Here is a 22,970-nt window from a genome sequence, read left to right as displayed (position 1 = left end):
CCCCGTCGGTTGACGGGGTTTTTCTTCTACTTAGCTGCTGTTTTCGGACGAACGAACAACGCCACGATGAACGTCAGTGCGAGGACGACGAGTAGCCCGAGCGAGATGTCATTGAATCCGAGCAAGTTCAACGCCACACTGAGCGCGACGGCGACATAAAAGCCACCGAGCGCTTTTTTCACGAGTTGAGAACTGAACCGTTGCAATTGCTTCGCACCGATCGGAGAGCCGATCATCGCGCCAGCGATGAGCGCAAGGCCGTGCCAATAGTTCGTATCAGCCCCGGCAATCGCATAACTGACGACACCGGACAAGACGATCAATAGCGCTGCCGCGATACTCGTCCCGACGGCCCGTTTCATCTCGGTGTTGAGTAACTTGACTTGAAGTGGCGTCAACACGAAGCCACCGCTGACACCCATAAGTGACGAGATGAATCCGCCGAACAGTCCGATGAATCCGATCCGCGGCACCGATTCGGAGCCGACACTCCCTTCGACGTGTTGTTTGGAACGGAAAAACGAGATCGCGAAATACGTCAACAGTGCGATATAGGCGAGCGAGATGACGGGTTTCGCCCCGTCGAGCGTCTCGAGATAAAACACGAGCGGTGTCGCCACCCACGTCCCGACGACCCCGAACGCACCGATCAAGAGGGCGTGTTTCGGATTGACGTTTTTTAATTTGATATGGGAGATCGTCCCCGCCGTCGTCGACCCGAGCGTGAGCATGAGACTGAGCGCGATGGCCGCACTCGCCTCGTAGCCGAAGACGAGCAGGAGCGGCGTGAGTAAAATCCCGCCCCCGATGCCGAAGAATCCGCTCAAAATCCCGATGAGCGCTCCAAGCAGTAGAAACGAGAGTATTGCCATGATGTCCATTTTGGTCCCTTCTTTCTTTCCTTCTCGTTACTAATCATAACAAAAAGAGACGCTATCTGCGTCTCTGATGTGAATTACGGCAAGAACGGTGGCGGCAAGATTTCCGTCATCTCTTGCTCCAACTGCCCATAAAACCGTTCCACCGCCTCTCTCGGGAAGAAGAATGCATCCACCCGCTTCGGTCCGGTCCTCGCCCAAACCGTCCATTTATACAAATCGTCCGCCTTCCGTTCAATCCTTAAGACGAAATATGGTTCGATTGGATCGAGCAAAAACTTCTCCGACGTGCCATCTAACAATTCTCTCATACCAGACAATAAATCTTGAAACTCTGACTCGAGGAGCAATGATCCATAAAAAATTGAAGATGAATCTCTGTTCTACCTCGATCGTGAACATGGAGGCGATGAACACGTCTTCCCCTTTCTCTGAATACTTTCTTGGGAACAGTTCAATCGTCACGTCCGCTTGATGAATCTTCGCCATCTGATCACTCCAATCGATTTCCATTCCTATACGGTACTTCAGACTGAACGAAAAGAGTCTAGGCTACCCTAGACTCCACGTTCAGAGCACCCGCTCTAAAAAATCGAACAGTTGCTCCCAATATTCAGCTTGGAACGTTTTATGCGAGGCGACATGACCGTCATTATCGGTCACCCATAACTCGATTTGGTCGTTTCGTTCGGCCAACCGTTCGCTCTCTGACACTGGGATGGCGTCGTCCCCTCTTCCATGAATCAAGAGAATCGGCGCATCGATGTTTTCGACGTCGTCAATCGGTTTGACAAGATCCACATCAAGTCCGGTGAACCACGGCGTCACCGTCATGATGACCGGAGTGAACGGGAAGTTCGGCAAATCGCTCCACACCGGCAAATTCGTCTCGAGATACGCACGCAAGTCACTGAACGGACTGTCGGCGATGACGGCTGCGACCGCTGTCTCATCGGCCGTCGCAAGCGCCGTCGCCGCTCCCATCGCGACGCCGTATAAGACGATCGGTCCATCAGTCCGCTCCCTCGCGAAGGCGATGGCCGCTTGTAAGTCGGACTGTTCTTTCGCCCCGACCGTGACGCGGTCGCCTTCCGAGATGCCTGACGCCCGAAAATCAAACGTCAAGAACTGGTAGCCCTGTTTATGGAACTCCGGGATCAGTTCTTTCAGTGGCAAATCCGACTGCTCGCGGTTTTTTCCATACCCGTGGGCGAAAACGATTGTCGCCCGTGGTGTCGGGTGCGGGATCCACCAGCCGTACAAGTCGCTGCCATCCTCCGCTTGAATCGTCACGTTCTCATACTTGATGTCGAGCGCTTTCGGTGTGAACGTCAACGTCTCACGGACGGGTGACGTCAATTGGTCGCCGATATGGGCCGAGATGCCCACGACAGCGAGGAACGCGACGAGCACGATGACGGCCAGCGCGATTCCTGTATACTTCACAAAACGGTTCATCCGATTTCCCCTCTCCATTGTTAGTCAGATAGCCAGCTACGCAACGCGACGAGCGCGTGTTGGACGGGCTCCCACGTGTCCGACGGGATGACGTAGCACGTCGCCTCGTGAATCGTGAACGTCTTGACGTCTTTTCGTTTGACGATATTCTCACCGATCGGACCGAACGGGTCACTGTTGACGTCGACATGTTCAAACGTCTTCCATACCCGCTCCCCTGACTCGACCATCGCGCAACCGAACGGCTTCATCGGACCGTCAATCCCGTACTCGGCATAATGCCAGAGCGTCGTCGCATCGAGCGGTGAACCGAGATGAAGGATTTTTGCGTTCCGTTCAATCATCTTCTCAATCGGGGAGCCCGGTCCAAAGCCCGCATCGAGCGTATGACCGGAGACGACCTGCTCGGCGTCGTCTCCCCAAGCGGCGACGGACCACATCGGGTGTTGGCTGCGATACACATTCGGGTACGACCTGAACAGTTCGGGGACACGACCCATTCCGCGCGTCGCCGTCTTTTTCGGGTCGTAGGGCGGCATCGTCTCACGTATCGTCTCCCACCATTCGACCGGCACAGGCGGCGCCTCCCAGCCTGCAGGGTCCGAGTTGTCCCCGGTCTGGGTCGCCATCATGAGTAACCCTTCCGGTCCGACGGTCTCTTGCAACGCTTCGATGACTGTCTGGGCTCCGCCCGATACCCAACCGAGCTTCGATAGGGACGTGTGGACGAACAGCGCGTCTCCTCGTCGAATTCCGGCTGCTTGCAACTGACTGATTAAACTCGATTTCGTTTCCATATGTCTCATCATCATCTCTCACTCCACGACGAGCTGGATCGTCGACCCGCTCCTTGTTTTCTTCACTTCAATCCGGGCATCGACGCGGTCTTTCAACTCTTGAACGTGGCTGATCACCCCGACGAGCCGACCGCTCGATTGGAGCGACATGAGCAACTCAATCGCCTGGTCGAGCGATTCGGCGTCAAGTGTCCCGAAACCTTCATCGATCAGCATCGTCTCGAGGCTGACGCCACCGCTCAATTGCTGCACGACTTCAGCTAGGCCGAGGGCGAGTGACAAGGAAGCTTTAAAGCCTTCACCGCCGGATAAGTTTTGCACACGCCGCGACTGGCCCGTATAGGCGTCAAAGACTAATAATTCGAGGCCGGACTTCGCATTTCCTTTTGCCGTCTCGATTTTTCGTTCAAGTTGGAACTGTCCGCTCGTCATTTGATCGAGATGGATATTGGCCGCATGTAAGATTTGGTCGAAGAACGCCGTCTGGACGTACGTCTCGAACGTCAGCTTCTGCGGGTTCACGCCGCGCCCCGTATCGGCGATCAACTTGATTGTCTCAAGCCGTCTGACGTCGGCATCCGTTTGTTCACGAAGCGCATTCCACTCGCGGACCGTCTGGCGGTGACGTTTCAAGTGGACGTCAGCGGTGACGAGACGTTCGGAGAGCGACTCGTTCTCCTCCTGTGCCACTCGGACGCGTTCTTTAAGCGCTTCGACCTCAGGACGTGGCCGCGCCCCGATCTTCACTTCCACTGCTTGCAGGGCGTGTTCGATTCGCCCCGCCTCTTCGAGCTCTTTGGCGAGACGTTCTTTTAACGTCGGCAACGTGTCGACGAGCGTCCGGTCCTGTAAGAATGCGTCTTCTGTCAACTCGATTTTCTGAAGTGCCTCGTCGAGTTGCGCCCGCGCTTCGTTTAACCGGCGTTCCTCGAATTCGAGCTGTTCCGTGAGCAATCGGAATCGTTCGGCTTCCCCCCACTTCAGACGATTGACCTCTTCAAGTCGACGCTCATACTCCGCGACCTCACGCGTAACGGCTTGGAGTCGTAACGTCAGCTGGTCGCGTTCAGTCGTCAACGTGGTGCGTGTCATGCCGTCCACTTGTCGCATCGTCTGTAACGTTTCTTGAATCGATTGCAACGCTTCGAATAAGGATTGCCGCTTCTCCGCCTGCTCTCGCTTGGCGGTCTCAAGTTTCCTGACCGCCTGCGTGGTCGTCCGATACGTCGCCTCGAGGCGCTTACGCTCTTCGACATCGCCCCGGAGTGTTTGGACGAGAGACGCTTGATGTTTGAGCGCCTCGCCCGCCGGACCGTGGAATTGTAACGCTTCGGAAGCGGTGTCGCGCTCATTGACGAGTTCATCGAGTTGGCGCTTGAGCGCCCGATAGTCGGCGCGTGCCTCATGGAGCGCGGTGTCGAGCCGCCGGAGCGTTTCGATCGCTAATTGATGCTCGGTCACGTTCGCCCTTCCACCAGAACCTTCGACAGGTTCATGGCTACGTGAACCGCAAACCGGGCACGGATCGCCCGCCTTGAGCCGGTCCCGGAGCGTGTCCGCCATGAGCGCATGCTCGGCTTCGACGAAACGCTCGACAAGCGTGGTTTGGGCTGTATGTTGACGCTGCACGTCTTTCCCGTTCCGCTCACAAGCGGCGAGCTCGCTGGCGACACGCTCGCATTTTTCAACGAGGTGGCTGTGATACTCGAGCTGACTGTAGCGCCGCTCCGCTTCGACGAGTTGTTCAGTCGCAGGCTTGTCTTCAAGCTGTTTCGCGAGCTTCTGTTCCAGGTCACGTAGCTCAACTAAGCGAGCCTCGTCCGTGAACACACCGAGTTGCTCGACCTGTCGCTTCAACGCTGTCCGCTTTTCTGTCGCGCGTTGCCATTCCTCGACATATGGTAGCAATTCAGCGATGTCAGTCAATCGGTTGTTCGCCCGTTCGGCTTCTTGGCGGAGCTCCGTCATCTTGTCGGATTGTTCATGTAACGTCTCAAGCTGTGCCGCATACGTCTCGTCACGCTTTTGAGATTCGATGCGGTCTTTTTTGATGCGCTCGGCATCGCGCCGAAGCGTCTCGAACCGTTCATAGTGCGGTTGGATGGTCACGACTTTCTCGAGCCGCTCAATCAAGGCACGTCGTCTCACGCGATCCTCTTCTGCGTCACGGAACGTGTTGAGCGCGTTACGGTACGTATCCCGCTCTTCCATTAACGCGAGTAGTACCGTTGCCTCATTCAAATGCGTCCGTGCTTCCTCGAGTCGGATCTCAGCCGTCCGCTTCTCTAGCTGCACCGTGTCTTTCGTTTGTAACAGACGTTCTTCCCTATCCTCAAGCCACGTGACAATATCCGGTACGTTCCGCATCGCAACCGTTTCGATCTCCTCGTCTTCAAGTTCTAACAGTTTTAACCGCGTCGTCTCGATCGCCCACTCGACCTGTTTTCGATACTTCCCATGTCGTTCGACCCATTCCTCTTGGAACGCGCGATACGCTTCCGTCTTGAAGATCGACTGTAAAATCTGTTGTTTCTTGACGGAATCCGAGTCGAGCAGTTGCCGGAACTGATTTTGCGGAAGCAGTAAGATTTGGCTGAACTGTTCATAATTGAGCTGCAGGAGCGACTCAATCGTCTGTTCGACGTCGTTCACTTTCGTCGCGACAGGTTTCCACGCGTCGTTCCATTCATAGAGCACCGCCTCGTGCGGGATCGGCGTCTTGTTCTTCGGATGCGGTTGCTGCGGCTGACGGACGATGCGGTACCGCTCGTCTCGAATCGTGAACGAGAAGTCGATCTCGGTCTTCCGCTCCGGATCCGCATACTGACTTCTAAAGTCGCTCGCGTTTCGAAGCAACCCGCTCGCCCGGCCGTATAGGGCGAACGTCATCGCGTCAAAGATGGTCGTCTTGCCGGCACCTGTGCGTCCGCTGATGACGAACATCGAACGCCCTTCAAGTTTCGTGAAATCAATCGTTTCCGTCTCGGCGTAAGGGCCGAATGCGGTGATAGTCAGGCTGACAGGTCTCATTTCAGACCACCCCCTTCGGTCAGTTCACGGACATGTGCGTCAGCGTCTTTCCCATGTACAGCTTTGAAAAAGTCGAGATAGACGTCCTCGACCGAACGACGGTCGAGCTTCTCCCGTTCGACGCGTGACGTCTCGTCCTGACGGCGCAACAGTTCGAGCTCGAGATGGAGAATGTTCGGATAAACCGTGCGCAGCTTCGCCATCGGGTCGAACAAGGCGCGCTCATCCGTCAACACAATCTTCAAATAATCCTCCACAGCCTCGTCTTGATAGAATGACGGGGCGAGCAGCTCATCTAACGTCCCGGTCAAGATGCGAAGATCCCGTCGCGCCTCGAGCGGGCGACGCCGGCGCGTCCACGTCCCGTCCCACTCGATGATATCGACCGATTTGACATGGTTCGCCTCGGAGAACGAGTATTTCATGAGCGAACCGCTGTACGCGATCCGGTCATCTTGAATCGCGTCCCGGTTATGCAAATGACCGAGTGCCGTATAGCCGAACGGGGCGTACAAGCCTTTCGCGACTTGTCCGGCCGTCCCGACGGACAGTTGACGCTCAGAATTGGTCTCGAGTCCGCCCGCGACAAAGCTATGGCCGACGGCGACCGCTCGTTTATCGATGTCGCCGTAAGCGTCGACGACCGCGGCGAGCGCATCGTGATGCGTCCGAATGGAGTCGTCATGAAAAGCGTAACGAATCCGCGCCGGCTCGAGGAACGGCATCAAATAAAACGGGACACCGCCGACTTCGAGCGGTCCCGTATCCGGCTCAACTTTTCCGACGATATGGAGCCCGACTTTCGTCAACAGTTTCGAGCTGTACTGCAAGCGCTCTGCTGAATCGTGATTGCCGGCGATGGCGAGGACGGGAATGTTTCGTTCTAAGACGAGCGCTTTCCACATCTCGTCGAGCAAATCGACGGCCTCGACCGGCGGCACGGCGCGGTCGTATAAATCTCCCGCGACGACGATCGCGTCCGGTTTCTCCTCATCGACGATGGTTAAAAACGAATCGAACAAGACGATCCGTTGGTCTTCTGTCATATGGCGGCCGTGGACGATCTTGCCCAGATGCCAATCGGCCGTATGTATCCATTTCATGTCACTTCACCTCGTATCTATTCTATCATTATTCGGTAATCCAGTTCGACGTCTTGACACTTCATTTCGAAACAGCGAAAGTTAAATGGAAAGGGGGTCGTGTGATGGAATCTACGACCACATGGCGGTCATTCGTTCGACTGTTTCGAATCGCCAAGCCTCCGAAAGCGTTATTCATCGGGGCAATCCTCATCTCGCTCGTTCAAGCGATGGCCTCACTTGCCATCCCGCTCATCTTGCAACGTGTCGTCGACAACTGGAGCGTCGCCATGCTCGATGCACGGCTCGTCACCATCTTCATCGTGGCGTTTTTGGTCCAAGTCATCTCGAGCGCGATTTCAATCTATTGGTTACATATTGTCGGTCAGCGCGTCGTCGCGAACTTACGGACGACGTTATGGGAACGGCTCGTCGCGTTGCCGATCCCGTTTTACGACGGCATCAAGTCGGGCGAGCTCGTCTCGCGGCTCAATAACGATACGACGACGCTCCAACAACTGTTGTCCGAGCAGAGCGTCCGTCTGCTGACCTCACTCGTCTCGATCATCGGGGCGGTCGGCATCTTGTTCATGCTCGATTGGCAGATGACGCTCGTCATCCTGTTCTCTGTGCCGACGACACTGCTCATCGTCATCCCGCTCGGCCGAAAGTTGCGCGTCATCGCCAAAAAGACACAACACGAACTCGGTGCCTTGTCCGGGTTCTTCGCCGAACTGCTCGGCGAGATTCGCCTCGTGAAGTCGCAAGCGACGGAGCCGGAAGAAGTGACAGAAGGAAAACGCCGGATTGAGCTCCTGTTCAATTACGGGGTAAAAGAAGGACGCATTCAAGCGCTGTTAATCCCGCTACTTAACGTGACGCTGACGGCGATGCTCATCGCCATCCTCGGCTTCGGGGCGTACCGTGTCTCGACCGGTGCCCTGTCGACGGGGTCACTCCTCGCGTTCATGCTCTACTTGTTCCAAATCATCACGCCGCTTATCACGATGTCGGAGTTTTTGACGCGTCTCCAAAAGGCGCGCGGTGCGACCGAACGGATTTCAGAACTGCTTCTCGTGGAAGCAGAACCTTATACGGACAGGGCGGAATCGATTCAACAGGCGTCACTCGCCTTTGAGGATGTGACGTTCCAATATGGTGAGACACCCATCATCAAACAGCTGTCGATGACCGTTCCGTTCGGGGCGACGACAGCGATCGTCGGACCGAGCGGAGCCGGCAAGACGACGCTCTTCGCGCTCGTCGAACAATTCTATCTGCCGACGTCAGGGCGAATCACTTACGGCAGTCGAGACATTCAAACATATGGCCGGAACGATTGGCGCCAAATCATCGGCTACGTTGCGCAAGACTCGCCTGTCCTATCGGGCACGGTCCGTGACAATATCTTGTACGGATTGAAACTAGACGCCTCCGAGGAAGAGATTTTACAGGCGTGTGAGATGGCGAACGCCCGTCTCTTCATCGAGGCGATGACAGACGGGCTCGATACCGAGATTGGGGAGCGTGGGGTCCGGTTGTCCGGTGGGCAGCGTCAGCGACTTGCCATCGCCCGAGCGCTTCTACGCGATCCGCAAATCTTGCTTCTCGACGAGGCGACCTCGAGCCTTGATTCCGAGTCGGAACGGCTCGTCCAAGAGGCGCTCGACCGGCTCATGCGCGGCCGGACGACGCTCGTCATCGCCCACCGTCTGTCGACGGTACAACACGCCGAACAGATTATCGTTCTCGAGAACGGTGCGATTAGTGGTCGTGGCACGCATCAACAACTGTTACGAGATAACGCACTTTATGAAAAACTTGTCACGCAACAACAATTAGGAGGTCAATCAGTATGAAGACAATCGGATTTATCGGACTCGGGGTCATGGGACAAGCGATGGTCAGGAACTTGATGAAAGCGGGATTCCACGTCCAGGCCCATACACGGACAAAAGAGAAAGCAATCGCTTTACTCGAGACGGGCGTCACGTGGTGCGACACCGTCGCTGACGTCTGCGCCGGGGCCGATGCCGTCATCACGATTGTCGGCTATCCGTCCGACGTCGAGGAAGTTTATTTCGGCGAAGGGATGATTCTTCAATCGGCTGAACCGGGTACGCTCGTCATCGACATGACGACGTCTTCCCCAATCCTCGCCGAACGCATCGCCGAGGCGGCCATCGACCGGAGCTTGCTCCCGCTCGATGCCCCGGTCACGGGCGGTGACGTCGGTGCGAAAAACGGGACGCTGTCCATCCTCGTCGGCGGTGGGGAGTTCGCGTTCACGAAGGCGCGTCCCTTGTTTGAAGCGATGGGTCAGGCGATCGAGCGGATGGGCTATGCCGGGAGCGGCCAATATGCCAAGCTCGCGAACCAAATCGCCATCGCCGGCATCATGATGGGCAACGTCGAGATGCTCGCGTTCGCGAAAAAAGCCGGGCTCGACGCCGAGCAGTTGCGTCAGACGATCCGTGGCGGCGCGGCCGGGAGCTGGACGCTCGAGAACCTCGTCCCCCGGATGATTCAAGAGGATTACTCGCCAGGGTTCTTTATCAAACACTTCATCAAAGACATGGGGCTCGCCTTAGCGAGTGCCGAGCAGCTGAACGTGAAACTGCCAAGCCTCGAGCTCGCCTCGAAGCTGTATACGATTCTTCAAGAGAACGGCTATGGGGATAACGGGACACAGGCGCTGATTGAGTACTATCTACATCAAGACGTTTGAAATGAGGGATGCGTGGAATTAAGTGAGTGAAGGAGGCGAATGTCCATGCCATGGAACATGAAGGACTATCCGCAATCGTTGAAGAACTTTGACCCGCTCGTCAAAAAGAAAGCCATCGATATCGCCAACGCCTTGCTCGCCCAAGGATATTCTCCTAAAAAAGCCATCCCGATTGCCACCGAACAAGCAAAAAAATGGCACGCGGAAGCATCGAGCGAGGAGCGAAAAGCGTTCGATGATGCACCCGATCCTCAAAAGACAGATCGTCATGACACATGAAAAAACGGTCAGCTGCGCGTATGCTCAGCTGACCGTTTTTTTCTTGTGCTGCGTCTTTTTCTGCTTTGATTTCCAAGTAGAGCCCCGCGAGTGCCGTCTCGAGATAAGGCTGGACGAAGATTAAGGCGAGTCCGCCTGTCACTAAAACGAGTACGTACCAGCCGATATAACTCGCGAGCAGCTTGAGCATGACGAGCTTTTTACCGTCCATGAGTCGCTTGCTCACTTTCATGGCGGCGAGAACGGACAGGTCGGGTTGGTCACGCAAGATGAACGGGACCATGCGAAACGTTAAATAAAACCACACACCCGGTACGATCAAGAGCAACATGAGGAGATTCAACCCAAGATAGAACACCGCGTAATAACCAACGGCCTTCACATACTGTCTGAGCGATCCGAACGAATCGAATAGCAAGCCGAGCGTCGGTTTGTCTTCTTTCGCGATGTCGAGATAAATCCAGTTCCGGCCCAATTCGAGCGGGGCGAGCAGGACGAGCGAGCTGTACAACAATAGAATCGATGTGAACAGAACGTCCGGCGTCGCATCAGCCGAGAGGTCGAGTTGCGACGTGACGACCGTTTGCACGAGCATCGTTGCGATGGCCGCAAAGATCGCGATGCCCCAATTTCCAGAGAGCATACGTAAAGCAAATTGTTTATATACGGAAGCCTGCATAACGTCACCTACATTATATCGTTTTTTTCATTATAGCAAAAAAACAGTCTAACGACTGCTTCATTGCCTCATTTGTTCGCGCAACTGTCGGAACTTCGACTCATCGAGCGCGCCGTCAGTCCGGACCCCGGACCCGACGTGGACGAATGAGACGTCAAGTGTCTCCATCAGTTCGCGTACATTATTCGCATCGATACCGGCTCCGGGTAAGATGTTCATCTCGGCCGTCTCACGCATCGCCTTGAGCGAATCGATTCCTTCTCGTGCCGTCGCGGCTCCACCGGACGTCAGGACGTGATCGACTTCAGGAAAATCGTTTAATACCTCGACGGCGGCGAGTATATCTCTCACCTCATCGATGGCGCGATGGAACGTGAGCGCCATGTCCCCTTTATGCTTGATAACTTTACCAAGGATCCGTTCATCGAGGCTCCCGTCAGCCGTCAATGCGCCGAAGACGATTCCTGCAGCTCCGAGTTCGCGACAGAGCCCGACGTCCGCGAGCAACGTCTCCTCATCGTCCTCGCTGTAAACGAACGAGTTCGCGTGCGGACGAATCATGACATGGACCGGGATCGAAACATGCTCGACCACGTTTCGAATCGTCCCGAAGCTCGGTGTCGTGCCGCCTGAAGGGAAATCGGCAATTAACTCGAGCCGGTCCGCTCCAAAACGTTCTGCTTGTTTCGCTTCTTCTAACGTAGTCACGATGACTTCAATCATTCAAACTCCTCCTTTGTTATGGGGCAAAGCGCCAATCGACCTCGTGGATTGCAAGGTCGCGCTTCCAATCCGTCGGTTCCGGGAAGTCGGAGATGATCGTCGTCACCATTGAAAAGTCCGAGACCCGATACCGCTTTTGTTGATTGAACTGGGTATGGTCAACGAGCAAATAACACGTACGGCTCTGCTGCATGACCGCTTGTGACACCGTGGCGAGCCCGTACGCGTCGCACGTCAGCCCGAGCGTAGGGTCGACCCCTTCGACGGACAGGAAGGCGGCATCGAACACGTATGCCTTCAGCTGTTGTAACACTTGCTCACCGACCGTGACGAGATGTTTCGGGTCGATGGTGCCGCCGAGGAGCTGGACGTCACCCGTGAAGACACCTTTCGCCCGCTGTTCGAACAGGGCTTTCGCGACCATGAGCGACGGCGTGACGATCGTCAAATTCCGTCCACGCATCCGGGCCGCGACTTGCTCGGGCGCGACACCGTGACCGATATAGAGGAGCGCGTCATCTTCGACGAGTTGGAACGCCGTATAGGCGATGCGGCGAATCCCGTCCATATTGGAAATCATCATCGGTTGGAACGAGACGCTTTGATGCAAGACGGCGCCGCCGTAAACACGTTTAATCCGATGTTCTTTCTCGAGCTCCTCTAAATAACGACGAATCGACTCCCCCGAGACGTTCAATCGTTCAATCAATTCACTCGTCTTCACTTTTCCTTCCCGTTCAATCCACTCGACAATCTTTTGTTTACGTTCTTCTCCTATTAAAGACACAAGCCTGCCTCCTCCGCAATATTCGTTTCCTTTCTTAGTGTAGCGAACGGATGTAAATTTAACGTAAACGGAAGGTAAAGAACGGGCAAATCCAACATGTTTTTCGTGAATTTTCGTTAAAATCAACAGAAATCCACAAAAGAGCCAAGCTTGTTAAGCTTGGCTCTAAGAATCGAGGACACGAGAGATGGAGGTCATTGAACGATCCATCTCCGTATTCGCATTATTTTCGCTTTTGAAACAATGGCACTTTCGGCTCGGTCCCAGAACGAATGCGTTGCCAGTTCGAGCGGTGCTTGATGATGATGAACAAGGCGAGCGGAACGATGACGACGAGCGGTAACCAGTCTCTCGTCATCAATCCATATACGGTCACGGTCACGAGTCCGACTGCGGATGCCGCCATCGACGAGAGTGAGACCATCTTTGAAATCATAAGCGTCAATAGGAACGTCGAGACGACAACGAGGAAAAACCATGGGAACGCCGCTAGCAAGACGCCAGCGCTCGTCGCAACCGACTTGCCACCTTTGAATTTCGCAAAGATCGGGTACGAATGGCCGATGATGGCCGGGATTCCGGCTAAAAGCAAGCTCATGTCACTTCCGAACAGAAGCGGGAGCAATGCGGCGAGGAGCCCTTTCCCCATGTCCCCGAGCAAGACGAGCGTTCCGGCCCGTTTGCCGAGCACACGGAACGTGTTCGTCGTGCCCAAGTTGCCACTTCCATGCTCACGGACATCGACCCGGTATCCGAGTTTGCCGATGATGAGCGCGAACGGGACAGCCCCGAGTAAATAGCTAATCAATACAATGAAAATCTCTGTTAAATAAGGCATCGCAAATCCCCTTAGTCCATTAATTGCTTGAGGTATTCTTCGAACGGGACGTTCATCTGTTTGACGTTCGTCGCATGCTCTACCCCAATGTAACGTAAATGCCACGGCTCATACATATAACCCGTCTCATCTTCAAAAGCCCGCTGGTAACGGACGATGAATCCGAATTTGTGGGCGTTATCGGCAAGCCACTTGCCTTCTTTCGTCTGTTCGAGCCCTTGCGTCAATTGATAACCGACCGAGGCGCTCGACACATCAATCGCGAGTCCGGTCTGATGTTCCGAATGACCCGGCGGCGCTGAATACTTCATCGCTTGTTCTTTTCCATCGCGCGCGACATATGCATTAAATAGCTGGACTTGATAGTCGTAAGAACGAAAGGCGCTCGTACCTCTTAAATCAATCCCTGCCGTTTTCGCGGCAGTCATGAGAGCCTCGATGCCAGACGCCGCCTCTTGACGGAGCATGCGTCGGTCCCCTGTGGCCGAATCGACGAAGTCGATGTTCGGGGTCACGAGGTCTTGCGGTTTATAGTTACTCGGGAGCGCGATTTGTTTATTCACGAGAATGAGGGTATCGAGGGCCAAATTTGCTTGACCGTTCGTTTGCAGCGGCTCTTTCGGTACGAGTTCAACCGGAGGTGCCTCTTCTTCAGGCGTCGTTTCTGGTGTTTCCGCTGGCGGTTCCTCTTCGGTAGGCGGCTCTTCTGTCACTTCTGTATCTGGTGTATCAGATTCTTCATCGTTCGACTCCGGTGCTTCTACTGGAGGCGTCATTGGTTCTTCCTCCGTCACGACCGGCTCTTCCACCGGTTCATTCGTTGCGGGTTGTTCGCTGGTGGTACAGCCCACTAACGTGAGCGTCAAGGCGCAGCACACCATCCATTGCGATGGGTTTCGCATGCGATCTTCCCCTTTCTATATACAAAAAGTACCGTCAAGATATGATACCATACTGATGGTACAAAAGAACCACTGTTATGAGACGGGACTCATGACACGCATGTACATCTCGTGCCATTCCGGGAACTCACGGTCGAGACGGACGGGCTTGAAGTCGCCTTGTTTGACGACGACGTGTGTCGTTTTCGCGGTGCCGACCAAATGACCATCCTGGTCGGTCAATTCATAGCCGTAAACGGTACGAATTTTAGAATAACTGTCGACCCACACCCGGACGTTGACCGTGTCACCGAACGTCACGCTTTTCTTGTAGTCGACCGATACGTTCGTGACCGGCGAGACGAAGCCCGCCTGTTCCATGTCTTTATACTCGACGCCGAGTTCACGCAAGAGTTCGGTTCTTGCTATCTCTAAATAGACGAGATAGTTCGCATGGTAGACGATCCCCATCATATCAGTCTCTTGATAACGAACCGGAATTTGAATCGTATGCATTAAATCGTCCTCACTTTCCACATCATTATATTATAACTTGGTACTAATATCTACTACTAACAGTTGGTTGAAATCACTTTCTGACACGTCTTGGCCGACAAGTCGATACGACTGCCTTGCAATCGCCTCGTCGATGAGTGACAGGGCCATGCGGGCGTTCGGCCGTTCCATCTGCCTGATTCGATTCTCGATTTCGCTGCGGACGTCCTCGTCCATCACGTAGCCGAATTTCTCGGCGTAGCGGATTGCAATCTCGACAAGCTCGGCAATCGAATAGTCCTCGAAGTGAATGCTTCGTTTAATTCGACTGCTGAGCCCTGGATTCGATTCAATCAATCGACGCATCGGTGCCTCATAACCGGCTAGCACGACGACCAAGTTCTCCCCGTGTTTCGGCATCTCGTCCACGAGCGTGTCAATCGCCTCTTTGCCATAATCGTTCGGGCCCCCACTTAAACTATACGCCTCATCGATGAGCAACACACCACCGAGCGCGTCACGAATTGCGGCTTTTGTCTTCTGTGCCGTCTGACCGACGTATCCGCTGACGAGGTCGGCACGGCTGACAACTTTCAAATGGCCCCGCTTCAGATAGCCCGTCTTTTTAAGCAGCTGGGCGTACAGATGGGCGAACGTCGTCTTTCCGGTCCCGCTGTTGCCGACGAGTGTCGCGTGAAGTTCGACTGGCGCCGTCTTCAGTCCGAGCTCACGTCGGCGTTTTTGAACGGTGATGAGCGCCTCGATTTCCTGAAGCTGTCGTTTCGCTTCCGCCATGCCGACAAGGTCATCAACAGAAAGCGCACGGTCCTCTTCAGACTGAGGCTCAACGAAATCAAGTTCGGTCAATATCGCCATCTCATCAAGTGGTGCGTTCGCACCGAAGCGAGATCCTTTTTGGAACATCGCATCGAGCAAGATGTTATGAACCGTGCGCGCGTTCCCGAACGTCGCATCGACACGCTGTCGATCTAGTCTCGCAAGCAGCGCCCGTTTTGCTTCGGCCGTAAGGACGTAATTGTTGTCATCGGCCACTTTTTCACCGATCGCGATAAGCTCTTCGTCGGAATAGTTCGGGAGCTCGTAATGGTTGGAATCCGGGAATCGCGACCGCAGACCAGGGTTGGCGAGAAGGAAATGACGCATTTCTTCCGGATAACCGGCCAAGATGACGACGAACTTCCCGGCAAATTCACCGCTCGTCATTGCGGCGACGAGCGTGTCGATTGCGGCCTGTCCATAATCACTTCCGCTCGCGTCCTGGCGCTTCAGCGCGTACGCCTCATCGATGAACAAGACGCCACCTTCGGCTTCTTTCACTTTATTCATCACTTGTTCTTCCGTCTGTCCGACGAACGCACCGACAAGGCTCGAGCGATCGGCTTCAATGACGTCAGGACGGCTGAGAAGTCCGAGTTCAAAGTAAATCTCAGCCATCAACCGAGCGAGCGTCGTCTTGCCCGTCCCGGGATTCCCGGTGAAGACGAGATGGAGTGACGGTTGATGAATCGATGAGAAGCCGGCTTTTTCTCGCTCCTGTTGAAACAGTAAAAAGCGATACCACGATTTGACGCGGGCTTTGATGTCGGTCAAGCCGATCATCGTCTCCAACTTCTCAATGCCGCTCGACTTCGTCTCGCGTTTTTGTTCCGGGAGTAATCCGATAATCGTCCCGATTCTCGACTTTACGGTCGTGACGCGCTCATTGAAGCGACGGAACGCCTCGCGACTGAAATAGTTGCCTTGCATCGAAGCGAGAAGCGATGCCGTATCGTCCTCGAGCGCTGCGACTTCCTGTGTCGCGTCGACGACAGCGTCGGACAATTGCTCGAGCTGATGCTTGAATTCCGAGTCGCGTAAATCAGACTTCGCCCGTTCGACTTCCTCGTGAAGTTGGTCCAACTGATCGAGCAGGCTCGACGTCTTCGCCTCATAGTCGGTCAAAATCTGTACTTTCATGGACGCATAATCGGCCTCACGAAGTGTCGGCCATTCGATTTGGAGCGTCTGCCGGAATCGGCGTAACTTCTCGTTCAATTGGCTGACCCGGAGTTCTGCCGGTAAGGCGTGCATTGATTCTAGTTCTTTCATCCAACGGTTAAGGAGCGGGTCCATCGTGCCCGTCTCCCGAAACCGTCTCGTCGCGAGTAACGTCAACGTGCGAGCCAATTCGTCACGTTGTCCAGTGGCCCGCGACCAATGGGCGTAAGATAATAAAGCGGCCTCGTCGACGGTTTCGCCAGTCTCCCAACGCGATAAGTCCGCTTGTACCTGGTCCAAGTTGATTTGTTTCATTCCATTCTTCCTTTCAGACGACAAAGGAGCGGACGTCTCAGTCTGCTCCTAGCCGATTTATCGTGATTCAAAAGACGTCATGCGAATCGAGTGGAACAACTTCCCGTTATTACGCGATTCTGCGGCGAGCAAAATCCGCTCGTTCGCATCGATGTAGTACGTGACCGCTTCCTCGTTTCCTTCTTCACTGAAGATGGACGGATATTGTTCAATCCATTTAGCCGGGACCGATTCTGCCGTTTCCGTCTTGACGAACGCTTGCGCGGTACGACCGATAATCTCGACGTCTCCTTCACTCGAACCGAGCGAGCCGTCATCGAGCCATCTACGGATCTGTTCGTTCGTCGCTCGAGACAGGAACGGATGAGGTGCGACCGCGCCCGACGTCGTCTCTTGACGAATCGTCTCCTCACCTTCCGGATTTAATTCGCGGTAGATCGAGCCGTCCCATTCTGCTTTCGCTCCGACGTTCGGACCTGAGACGACTTCCGAAACGAAGTGTCCGTTTTCATCATATGTGACGAGGTAGTCGCGTACCTCTAGTGTCTCGCCTTCAGTCGGTAGCTTTTTCTCTTCATAGCCGATGATGACTGACGTGTAGAATGGCTCCGTGCGGTTCTCTCTGCCTTCGTCATCCGTAAAGTTGAATAATGAATAAAGGTTGTAGATGAGCAAGGCACCGATGATGAGAATGCCAGCCCCAATCACCCAGCTCAGACGTTTTTTCATTTGTTGTTTCATCTCATGCCCTCCCATTATGCTTCACTTACTATCCTACACTAGCGTGGAGGTCATGCAAAATATTTACGACCAAAAAAGGGTCTCGCATGGAGACCCTCATTTCATTATCCGAGCTTATCTTCTTCTTTTTTATACGCATCAATCCATTTGTCACGCTCATCCGGTTCATCCGACAAGTCTTTGAACAAGGCGATGATCATGAAGATGAGCACGAAAATGAACGGGAACGCCACTAGGATTGCGACGGCCTGCAACGCGCTCAGTCCACCAGCGTAAAGGAGCACGGCGGCAATCGAGGACTGAATGAAGCCCCACGTCAACTTGATGCGCATCGGGGGAATCAGCTTCCCGTTCGTCGTGAGCATCCCGAGCACGTACGTCGCCGAGTCGGCCGACGTGATGAAGAATGTAGAGATGAGGAAGATGGCGATGATGCTGAGCAACGTACCGAACCCTCCGAACGTCTCGAACAAGGCGAACAGTCCGACTTCCGTTCCAATCTCGTTGACGGCCGTAATCAGACTCTGTCCGCCGAACAAGTCCGCCCAGATCGCCGAACCGCCGAATACCGAGAACCAAAGCAGTCCGAACGAGGTCGGGACGAGCAAGATGCCGATGATGAATTCGCGAATCGTCCGCCCTTTCGAGACACGGGCGATGAACGTTCCGACGAACGGTGACCACGAGATCCACCATGCCCAATAGAAGATCGTCCAGCCGTTAATCCATTCGCGTTCGACCGGTTCGAGTGCGGCCGTCCGGAAACTCATCGACGACAACTGTTGGACGTACGTCCCAATCGTCTGGGTGAACAGGTCGAGAATGAACGCGCTCGGTCCGGCGATGAGTGTCGCCCCGAGCAAGACGATGGCGAGGAAGATGTTCGTATTACTTAAAATCCGAATCCCTTTCTCGAGGCCGGTCGAGGCGCTGATCATGTAGAGCACCGTCACGACAGCGATGATAATCAGTTGCGTCGAGAACGCGTTCGGTACGCTTGGAATCAAATAGTGAAGACCCCCTGCGATTTGCTGCGCCCCGAACCCGAGTGACGTCGCGACACCGAATGCCGTCGCGATGACCGCGAGGATGTCGACCGTCTGTTTAACAGGACGCTCATAACGATCATTCACGAGCGACCCGATTGTCTCTCCGATTGTCGCCGGACGTCCTTTTCTGAACGTCGAGTAGGCGATGGCGAGTGCGATCATCGCGTAAATCGCCCATGGATGGAAGCCCCAATGGAAGAACGCGTAGCGCATCGCGGTACGGGCGTCGCCTTCAAGAGTCGGCGATTCAAATGGCGGGCTGTGGAAGTGGAGGAGCGGCTCGGCCGCCCCCCAGAAGATGAGTCCGATTCCCATCCCGGCACTGAATAGCATGGCGAACCACGTCATGTAACCGAAGTCGGGACGATCCGTATCTTTTCCGAGCCGAATCGAGCCGAAGCGCGAAAAAATTAAAAAGACGGCAACGAGCAAAATTCCGGTCGCACTGAGCAAGTAAAACCAGCCCATGCCGTTCGAGAGCCATCCTTGAACGGTCGTCGTCACGTTCAATAGGCTGGCATTGCCAAGGAGGCGCTCCGGAAAGATTCCCCAAATCGTGAACAAGACCGTGATGATAGCTGAAACGATGAAAACGGTCGTCACTTGGCCTTTCCTTTTCATTAGTAGTCACTCCTATTCAATTTTCTTATTTTCATATACGTTTTCCACCGTAACATACTTTGTAAACCATCCACAACCGCTCGACCTGTATTAAATGAAACCAAAAAGAGTGACGGAACGTGAACGTCACTCAGGTGGTTTCGGCTCGAGCGAGACAATCAACGTCTCGTCAACGACATAATACGGGCGCTTCGGTAGCGTTTTCAAATAACCGCCTTCTCGTAGACGTGCCAAATCGAGTTGCATCGTCTGTTGAAACTTGCGGAGCGGTAATTTCTGTTCTTGTTCCATATACAGGTCGAGTGCCCGTTGGACTTGGTCCATCTCATAAACGATGTCCCGCTCCTCTTCTGGAACGATATAAAACGTCTCTTTCGACATGAAAAACCGCTGTCTCGGTTTGCCGGGCAGATGCCGCTTCAACCGCGTCATGTCGATTTCTTGTGTATCATCGAGTAAGACGGTCCGGTTGACCCCTTTCGGTAGCGTCTGTTCGTACTCATGAATCGCCTGTCTGAGTTCCGATAGCGTGATGTCGACGTCACGCTCTACGACCTCTTCCTTTTGCATCAAGCGTTGCCACCAGCTTTTCCCTGATTTCGTCTGTCGCTCCATACACTCCCCCCTCTCCTCATCCTGTTCCCGATATCGATGGGCCTCTCACCTTAATTCCGCACATTCACAAAAAAAACCTTCCTTTTTTCAAAGGAAGGTCAACATGTTTACTTCAATTTGTCACGAAGAACCATCTGTAGGATGCCGCCGTGACGGTAGTAGTCGATTTCAATCTCAGAGTCGAACCGAGCGATGACTTTGAACTCGGTCACCGTGCCGTTCTCATGCGTTGCTTTGACGTTCAAGATATCACGTGGGCGGACCGACTCGTCGACTTGGATGTCAATCGCTTCTTCGCCTGTGAGTCCGAGAGAGTCGGCTGACTCCCCGTCCATGAACTGGAGTGGCAATACGCCCATCATGACGAGGTTCGAGCGGTGAATCCGTTCGAAGCTTTGCGCAATGACGGCACGGATGCCGAGCAGGTTCGTTCCTTTGGCTGCCCAGTCACGCGACGAGCCCATGCCGTAGTCGTTTCCAGCGAAGACGACGAGGCCTGTGCCTTGCTCTTTATACTTCATGGCCGCATCGTACATCGGCATGATCTCGCCAGTCGGCCAGTACGTCGTGAAGCCGCCTTCCGTGCCCGGTGCGACTTGGTTACGAATGCGAATGTTCGCGAACGTACCGCGCATCATGACTTCGTGGTTCCCGCGGCGTGAGCCGTACGAGTTGAAGTCGAGCGGTGCGACACCTTTCGATTGAAGATATTGGCCGGCTGGTGTCGTTTTCGAGAACGCGCCGGCTGGTGAGATGTGATCGGTCGTGACCGAGTCAGCAAACTTCCCGATGACGCGGAGTCCGTTCAACGCGTGGACTTCTCCCGCTTCCGGCTCGAGATTCTCGAAGAACGGCGGGTTTTGAATATAAGTCGATTCGTCCGAGAAGTCATACAAGTTGCCTTCTGGCACATCGAGGGCGTTCCAACGCTCGTTTCCTGTGAACACTGTGTCGTACTCTTTCCGGAACGCTTCTGGTGAGACGACGTCTTGAACGACCATCTTGATTTCATCGTTTGATGGCCAGATGTCTTTGAAGAAGACCTCGTTGCCATCTTTGTCTGTTCCGAACGACTCGTTCATGATGTCGAAGTTGACCGATCCAGCGAGCGCGTACGCGACGACGAGTGGCGGTGACGCCAAGAAGTTCGCTTTGACGAGCGGGTGGACGCGGCCTTCGAAGTTACGGTTCCCTGAGAGGACCGATGAGACGAGCAAATCATTCGATGTGATTGCGTCTTCGACTTCGCGGTCGAGTGGACCCGAGTTTCCGATACATGTCGTACATCCGTAACCGACGGTGTTGAAACCGAGTTGGTCGAGGTACGGCGTGAGGCCGGCTTTGTCGAGGTAGTCGGTAACGACTTTCGAGCCAGGTGCGAGCGACGTCTTCACGAATTTTGGAACCGTGAGACCGCGTTCGACGGCTTTCTTCGCAACAAGTCCTGCCCCAACCATGACGTATGGGTTAGACGTGTTCGTACAGCTTGTGATGGCTGCGATCGCGACGTCACCCGTACGCATGTCGACAGCGCCATCTGCGTAGTTGATAGCTGCCGTCTTCTCAAGCTCAGCTTTTTCAAGACCGAAGCCGCTGTGTCCGGCTGGTGCCGTCACACTGTCGACGAATGCCGTCTGAAGGTCTGATAAGTTGATGCGGTCTTGTGGACGTTTCGGTCCAGCAAGCGACGGCTCTACTTTCGACAAGTCGAGCGTGAGCGTCTTCGTGAACGACGGATCGGCTTGATCCGGTGTATAGAACAAGTCGTTCGCTTTTGAGTACGCTTCGACGAGGTCGATCAATTCTTCTGGGCGACCCGTTGTGCGCATGTAGTTGAGCGTCTCGGTGTCGACCGGGAAGAAGCCACACGTCGCACCATATTCAGGCGCCATGTTGGCGATGGTCGCCCGGTCTGAGAGCGGCATCGTGTGAAGCGATGGACCGAAGAACTCGACGAACTTGCCGACGACTTTCTCGTTCCGGAGCATTTCTGTGACGACGAGCGCGACGTCGGTCGCCGTGACACCTGGGTTGACTTCTCCGATGATTTTGACGCCGACGACGTCCGGTACCGGGAAGTATGACGGTTGACCGAGCATGCTCGCTTCGGCTTCAATCCCACCGACACCCCAACCGAGGACACCGAGACCGTTAATCATCGTCGTGTGCGAATCCGTTCCGACGAGTGAATCCGGATACGCGACGTTGCCCGTTCCGTCATTCTTCTCGAGGACGACCGACGCCAAGTACTCCAAGTTGACTTGGTGGACGATTCCGGTCGCTGGTGGAACGGCACGATAGTTGTCGAACGCCGTTTGAGCCCAACGTAAGAACTTGTAGCGCTCTTCGTTCCGCTCGAACTCGATGTCCATGTTTTTCATGAGTGCGCCGGCGAAACCATACGCATCGACTTGGACCGAGTGGTCGACGACGAGGTCGACCGGGATTTCCGGGTTAATCTTGTTCGGGTCTCCCCCAAGGTCAGCCATCGCTTTACGGAGTGAGGCGAGGTCGACGACGGTCGGGACGCCTGTGAAGTCCTGAAGGACGACGCGGGCCGGTTTGAACGGGACGTCGATATCTTTCGACACCTCGGCTGTACCCCATTTAGCCAAGTTCTCGACGTGCTCTTTCGTGATGCCACGGCCATCTTGTTGGCGCAGCACCGATTCGAGCAAGACACGAATCGAATATGGAAGACGACTGAGTTCAGTCACTCCATCTTCTTCAAGTTTTCTAAGTCGGTAATAGTCATACGCTTGCCCGTTCACCTCGAACTTCGTCCGCGATGAAAAAGCGTCTAACACGTTCGTTTGTTCCATACGATTTCCCCCTTTTTGAAAGCGGCGACGTCGGCAGTTGCCGTAATCGCTTACTTATCACATGTTTATCATAATACAACTATAGCGTGACGTAAAATACATTCCGTCACAAATTAGTCATAAGTAAAACTTATCAAAATTCCATTTTCGGTTG

Annotated in this window: 19 protein-coding genes; 2 read left to right on the top strand and 17 right to left on the bottom strand. The window is 54.5% G+C overall.

Annotated features, from left to right (window positions below; translation table 11 throughout):
- Positions 1-26: 26 nt before the first annotated feature.
- The 6 genes from DI14_RS03965 to DI14_RS03940 all read right to left on the bottom strand — a co-directional run bounded on the left by DI14_RS03965 (position 27) and on the right by DI14_RS03940 (position 7,266).
- Positions 27-881: a sulfite exporter TauE/SafE family protein gene (locus DI14_RS03965; RefSeq protein WP_369792694.1), complete on the bottom strand. Its 855-nt coding sequence runs from the start codon at positions 879-881 to the stop codon at positions 27-29.
- A 74-nt stretch (positions 882-955) separates the two neighbouring features.
- The gene (locus tag DI14_RS03960; protein WP_152545861.1) at positions 956-1,189 is read right to left on the bottom strand and encodes a hypothetical protein; all 234 of its coding nucleotides are present in this window, start codon (positions 1,187-1,189) and stop codon (positions 956-958) included.
- A gap of 259 nt (positions 1,190-1,448) precedes the next feature.
- Complete coding sequence (locus tag DI14_RS03955; protein WP_034805473.1) at positions 1,449-2,336, bottom strand: alpha/beta hydrolase; 888 nt, start codon at positions 2,334-2,336, stop codon at positions 1,449-1,451.
- Positions 2,337-2,356: 20 nt separating this feature from the next.
- A complete protein-coding gene (locus DI14_RS03950) occupies positions 2,357-3,145 on the bottom strand; it encodes an aminoglycoside N(3)-acetyltransferase (protein WP_235193389.1) in 789 nt (262 codons plus the stop codon).
- Positions 3,146-3,151: 6 nt separating this feature from the next.
- On the bottom strand, positions 3,152-6,163 hold the full coding sequence (locus DI14_RS03945) for an AAA family ATPase (RefSeq protein ID WP_034805471.1): 3,012 nt from the start codon (positions 6,161-6,163) through the stop codon (positions 3,152-3,154).
- Entirely contained in the window at positions 6,160-7,266 is a 1,107-nt protein-coding gene (locus DI14_RS03940) for an exonuclease SbcCD subunit D (RefSeq protein ID WP_034805469.1), read from the bottom strand. The genes DI14_RS03945 and DI14_RS03940 overlap by 4 nt, the downstream gene beginning before the upstream one ends.
- Positions 7,267-7,370: 104 nt before the next feature.
- Between DI14_RS03940 and DI14_RS03935 the strand changes: the two genes are divergently transcribed.
- Both DI14_RS03935 and DI14_RS03930 read left to right on the top strand, forming a co-directional pair.
- Positions 7,371-9,104 carry an ABC transporter ATP-binding protein gene (locus DI14_RS03935; protein ID WP_034805467.1) on the top strand — a complete coding sequence of 578 codons (1,734 nt, stop codon included), beginning with the start codon at positions 7,371-7,373 and terminating at the stop codon, positions 9,102-9,104.
- Positions 9,101-9,973 (top strand): NAD(P)-dependent oxidoreductase, encoded by an 873-nt coding sequence (locus tag DI14_RS03930; protein ID WP_034805463.1) that lies wholly within the window; start codon positions 9,101-9,103, stop codon positions 9,971-9,973. The genes DI14_RS03935 and DI14_RS03930 overlap by 4 nt, the downstream gene beginning before the upstream one ends.
- Before the next feature lie 154 nt (positions 9,974-10,127).
- Here the strand turns inward: DI14_RS03930 and DI14_RS03925 are convergent, their stop codons facing one another.
- The 11 genes from DI14_RS03925 to acnA all read right to left on the bottom strand — a co-directional run bounded on the left by DI14_RS03925 (position 10,128) and on the right by acnA (position 22,816).
- A complete protein-coding gene (locus tag DI14_RS03925; RefSeq protein ID WP_235193388.1) occupies positions 10,128-10,931 on the bottom strand; it encodes a DUF975 family protein in 804 nt (267 codons plus the stop codon).
- Between the two features lie 60 nt (positions 10,932-10,991).
- Positions 10,992-11,654 (bottom strand): copper homeostasis protein CutC, encoded by a 663-nt coding sequence (locus DI14_RS03920; protein WP_034805460.1) that lies wholly within the window; start codon positions 11,652-11,654, stop codon positions 10,992-10,994.
- Between the two features lie 16 nt (positions 11,655-11,670).
- A complete protein-coding gene (locus tag DI14_RS03915; RefSeq protein WP_034805457.1) occupies positions 11,671-12,441 on the bottom strand; it encodes a DeoR/GlpR family DNA-binding transcription regulator in 771 nt (256 codons plus the stop codon).
- 223 nt (positions 12,442-12,664) lie between these two features.
- The gene (gene plsY / locus DI14_RS03910) at positions 12,665-13,279 is read right to left on the bottom strand and encodes a glycerol-3-phosphate 1-O-acyltransferase PlsY (RefSeq protein WP_034805454.1); all 615 of its coding nucleotides are present in this window, start codon (positions 13,277-13,279) and stop codon (positions 12,665-12,667) included.
- 11 nt (positions 13,280-13,290) lie between these two features.
- A complete protein-coding gene (locus DI14_RS03905) occupies positions 13,291-14,181 on the bottom strand; it encodes a D-alanyl-D-alanine carboxypeptidase family protein (RefSeq protein WP_034805451.1) in 891 nt (296 codons plus the stop codon).
- A gap of 75 nt (positions 14,182-14,256) precedes the next feature.
- A complete protein-coding gene (locus tag DI14_RS03900) occupies positions 14,257-14,676 on the bottom strand; it encodes a thioesterase family protein (protein WP_034805448.1) in 420 nt (139 codons plus the stop codon).
- A gap of 30 nt (positions 14,677-14,706) precedes the next feature.
- Positions 14,707-16,968, bottom strand: coding sequence for an AAA family ATPase (locus tag DI14_RS03895; RefSeq protein WP_034805445.1), 2,262 nt, complete (start codon positions 16,966-16,968; stop codon positions 14,707-14,709).
- Between the two features lie 57 nt (positions 16,969-17,025).
- Positions 17,026-17,709, bottom strand: a complete 684-nt coding sequence (locus DI14_RS03890; RefSeq protein WP_034805442.1) for a hypothetical protein — start codon at positions 17,707-17,709, stop codon at positions 17,026-17,028.
- Positions 17,710-17,813: 104 nt separating this feature from the next.
- Positions 17,814-19,379: a BCCT family transporter gene (locus DI14_RS03885; protein ID WP_034805437.1), complete on the bottom strand. Its 1,566-nt coding sequence runs from the start codon at positions 19,377-19,379 to the stop codon at positions 17,814-17,816.
- A gap of 126 nt (positions 19,380-19,505) precedes the next feature.
- Complete coding sequence (locus DI14_RS03880) at positions 19,506-19,994, bottom strand: DUF3939 domain-containing protein (protein WP_235193387.1); 489 nt, start codon at positions 19,992-19,994, stop codon at positions 19,506-19,508.
- Positions 19,995-20,101: 107 nt separating this feature from the next.
- Positions 20,102-22,816 (bottom strand): aconitate hydratase AcnA, encoded by a 2,715-nt coding sequence (gene acnA, locus DI14_RS03875; protein WP_034805435.1) that lies wholly within the window; start codon positions 22,814-22,816, stop codon positions 20,102-20,104.
- Between the last annotated feature and the right edge of the window lie 154 nt (positions 22,817-22,970).

It is taken from the genome of Exiguobacterium sp. AB2 (assembly GCF_000696055.1).
Classification (GTDB): domain Bacteria; phylum Bacillota; class Bacilli; order Exiguobacteriales; family Exiguobacteriaceae; genus Exiguobacterium; species Exiguobacterium alkaliphilum.
This window is presented reverse-complemented; position numbering and strand designations above follow the sequence as displayed.

What these genes read in the sequence shown, in the direction of transcription:
- DI14_RS03885 (WP_034805437.1), bottom strand. Translation starts at nt 19,379, where the DNA reads ATGAAAAGGAAAGGCCAAGTGACGACCGTTTTCATCGTTTCAGCTATC.
- plsY (WP_034805454.1), bottom strand. Translation starts at nt 13,279, where the DNA reads ATGCCTTATTTAACAGAGATTTTCATTGTATTGATTAGCTATTTACTC.
- acnA (WP_034805435.1), bottom strand. Translation starts at nt 22,816, where the DNA reads ATGGAACAAACGAACGTGTTAGACGCTTTTTCATCGCGGACGAAGTTC.
- DI14_RS03925 (WP_235193388.1), bottom strand. Translation starts at nt 10,931, where the DNA reads ATGCAGGCTTCCGTATATAAACAATTTGCTTTACGTATGCTCTCTGGA.
- DI14_RS03960 (WP_152545861.1), bottom strand. Translation starts at nt 1,189, where the DNA reads ATGAGAGAATTGTTAGATGGCACGTCGGAGAAGTTTTTGCTCGATCCA.
- DI14_RS03900 (WP_034805448.1), bottom strand. Translation starts at nt 14,676, where the DNA reads ATGCATACGATTCAAATTCCGGTTCGTTATCAAGAGACTGATATGATG.
- DI14_RS03920 (WP_034805460.1), bottom strand. Translation starts at nt 11,654, where the DNA reads ATGATTGAAGTCATCGTGACTACGTTAGAAGAAGCGAAACAAGCAGAA.
- DI14_RS03940 (WP_034805469.1), bottom strand. Translation starts at nt 7,266, where the DNA reads ATGAAATGGATACATACGGCCGATTGGCATCTGGGCAAGATCGTCCAC.
- DI14_RS03895 (WP_034805445.1), bottom strand. Translation starts at nt 16,968, where the DNA reads ATGAAACAAATCAACTTGGACCAGGTACAAGCGGACTTATCGCGTTGG.
- DI14_RS03935 (WP_034805467.1), top strand. Translation starts at nt 7,371, where the DNA reads ATGGAATCTACGACCACATGGCGGTCATTCGTTCGACTGTTTCGAATC.
- DI14_RS03930 (WP_034805463.1), top strand. Translation starts at nt 9,101, where the DNA reads ATGAAGACAATCGGATTTATCGGACTCGGGGTCATGGGACAAGCGATG.
- DI14_RS03950 (WP_235193389.1), bottom strand. Translation starts at nt 3,145, where the DNA reads ATGATGAGACATATGGAAACGAAATCGAGTTTAATCAGTCAGTTGCAA.
- DI14_RS03955 (WP_034805473.1), bottom strand. Translation starts at nt 2,336, where the DNA reads ATGAACCGTTTTGTGAAGTATACAGGAATCGCGCTGGCCGTCATCGTG.
- DI14_RS03945 (WP_034805471.1), bottom strand. Translation starts at nt 6,163, where the DNA reads ATGAGACCTGTCAGCCTGACTATCACCGCATTCGGCCCTTACGCCGAG.
- DI14_RS03965 (WP_369792694.1), bottom strand. Translation starts at nt 881, where the DNA reads ATGGACATCATGGCAATACTCTCGTTTCTACTGCTTGGAGCGCTCATC.
- DI14_RS03890 (WP_034805442.1), bottom strand. Translation starts at nt 17,709, where the DNA reads ATGAAACAACAAATGAAAAAACGTCTGAGCTGGGTGATTGGGGCTGGC.
- DI14_RS03880 (WP_235193387.1), bottom strand. Translation starts at nt 19,994, where the DNA reads ATGGAGCGACAGACGAAATCAGGGAAAAGCTGGTGGCAACGCTTGATG.
- DI14_RS03905 (WP_034805451.1), bottom strand. Translation starts at nt 14,181, where the DNA reads ATGCGAAACCCATCGCAATGGATGGTGTGCTGCGCCTTGACGCTCACG.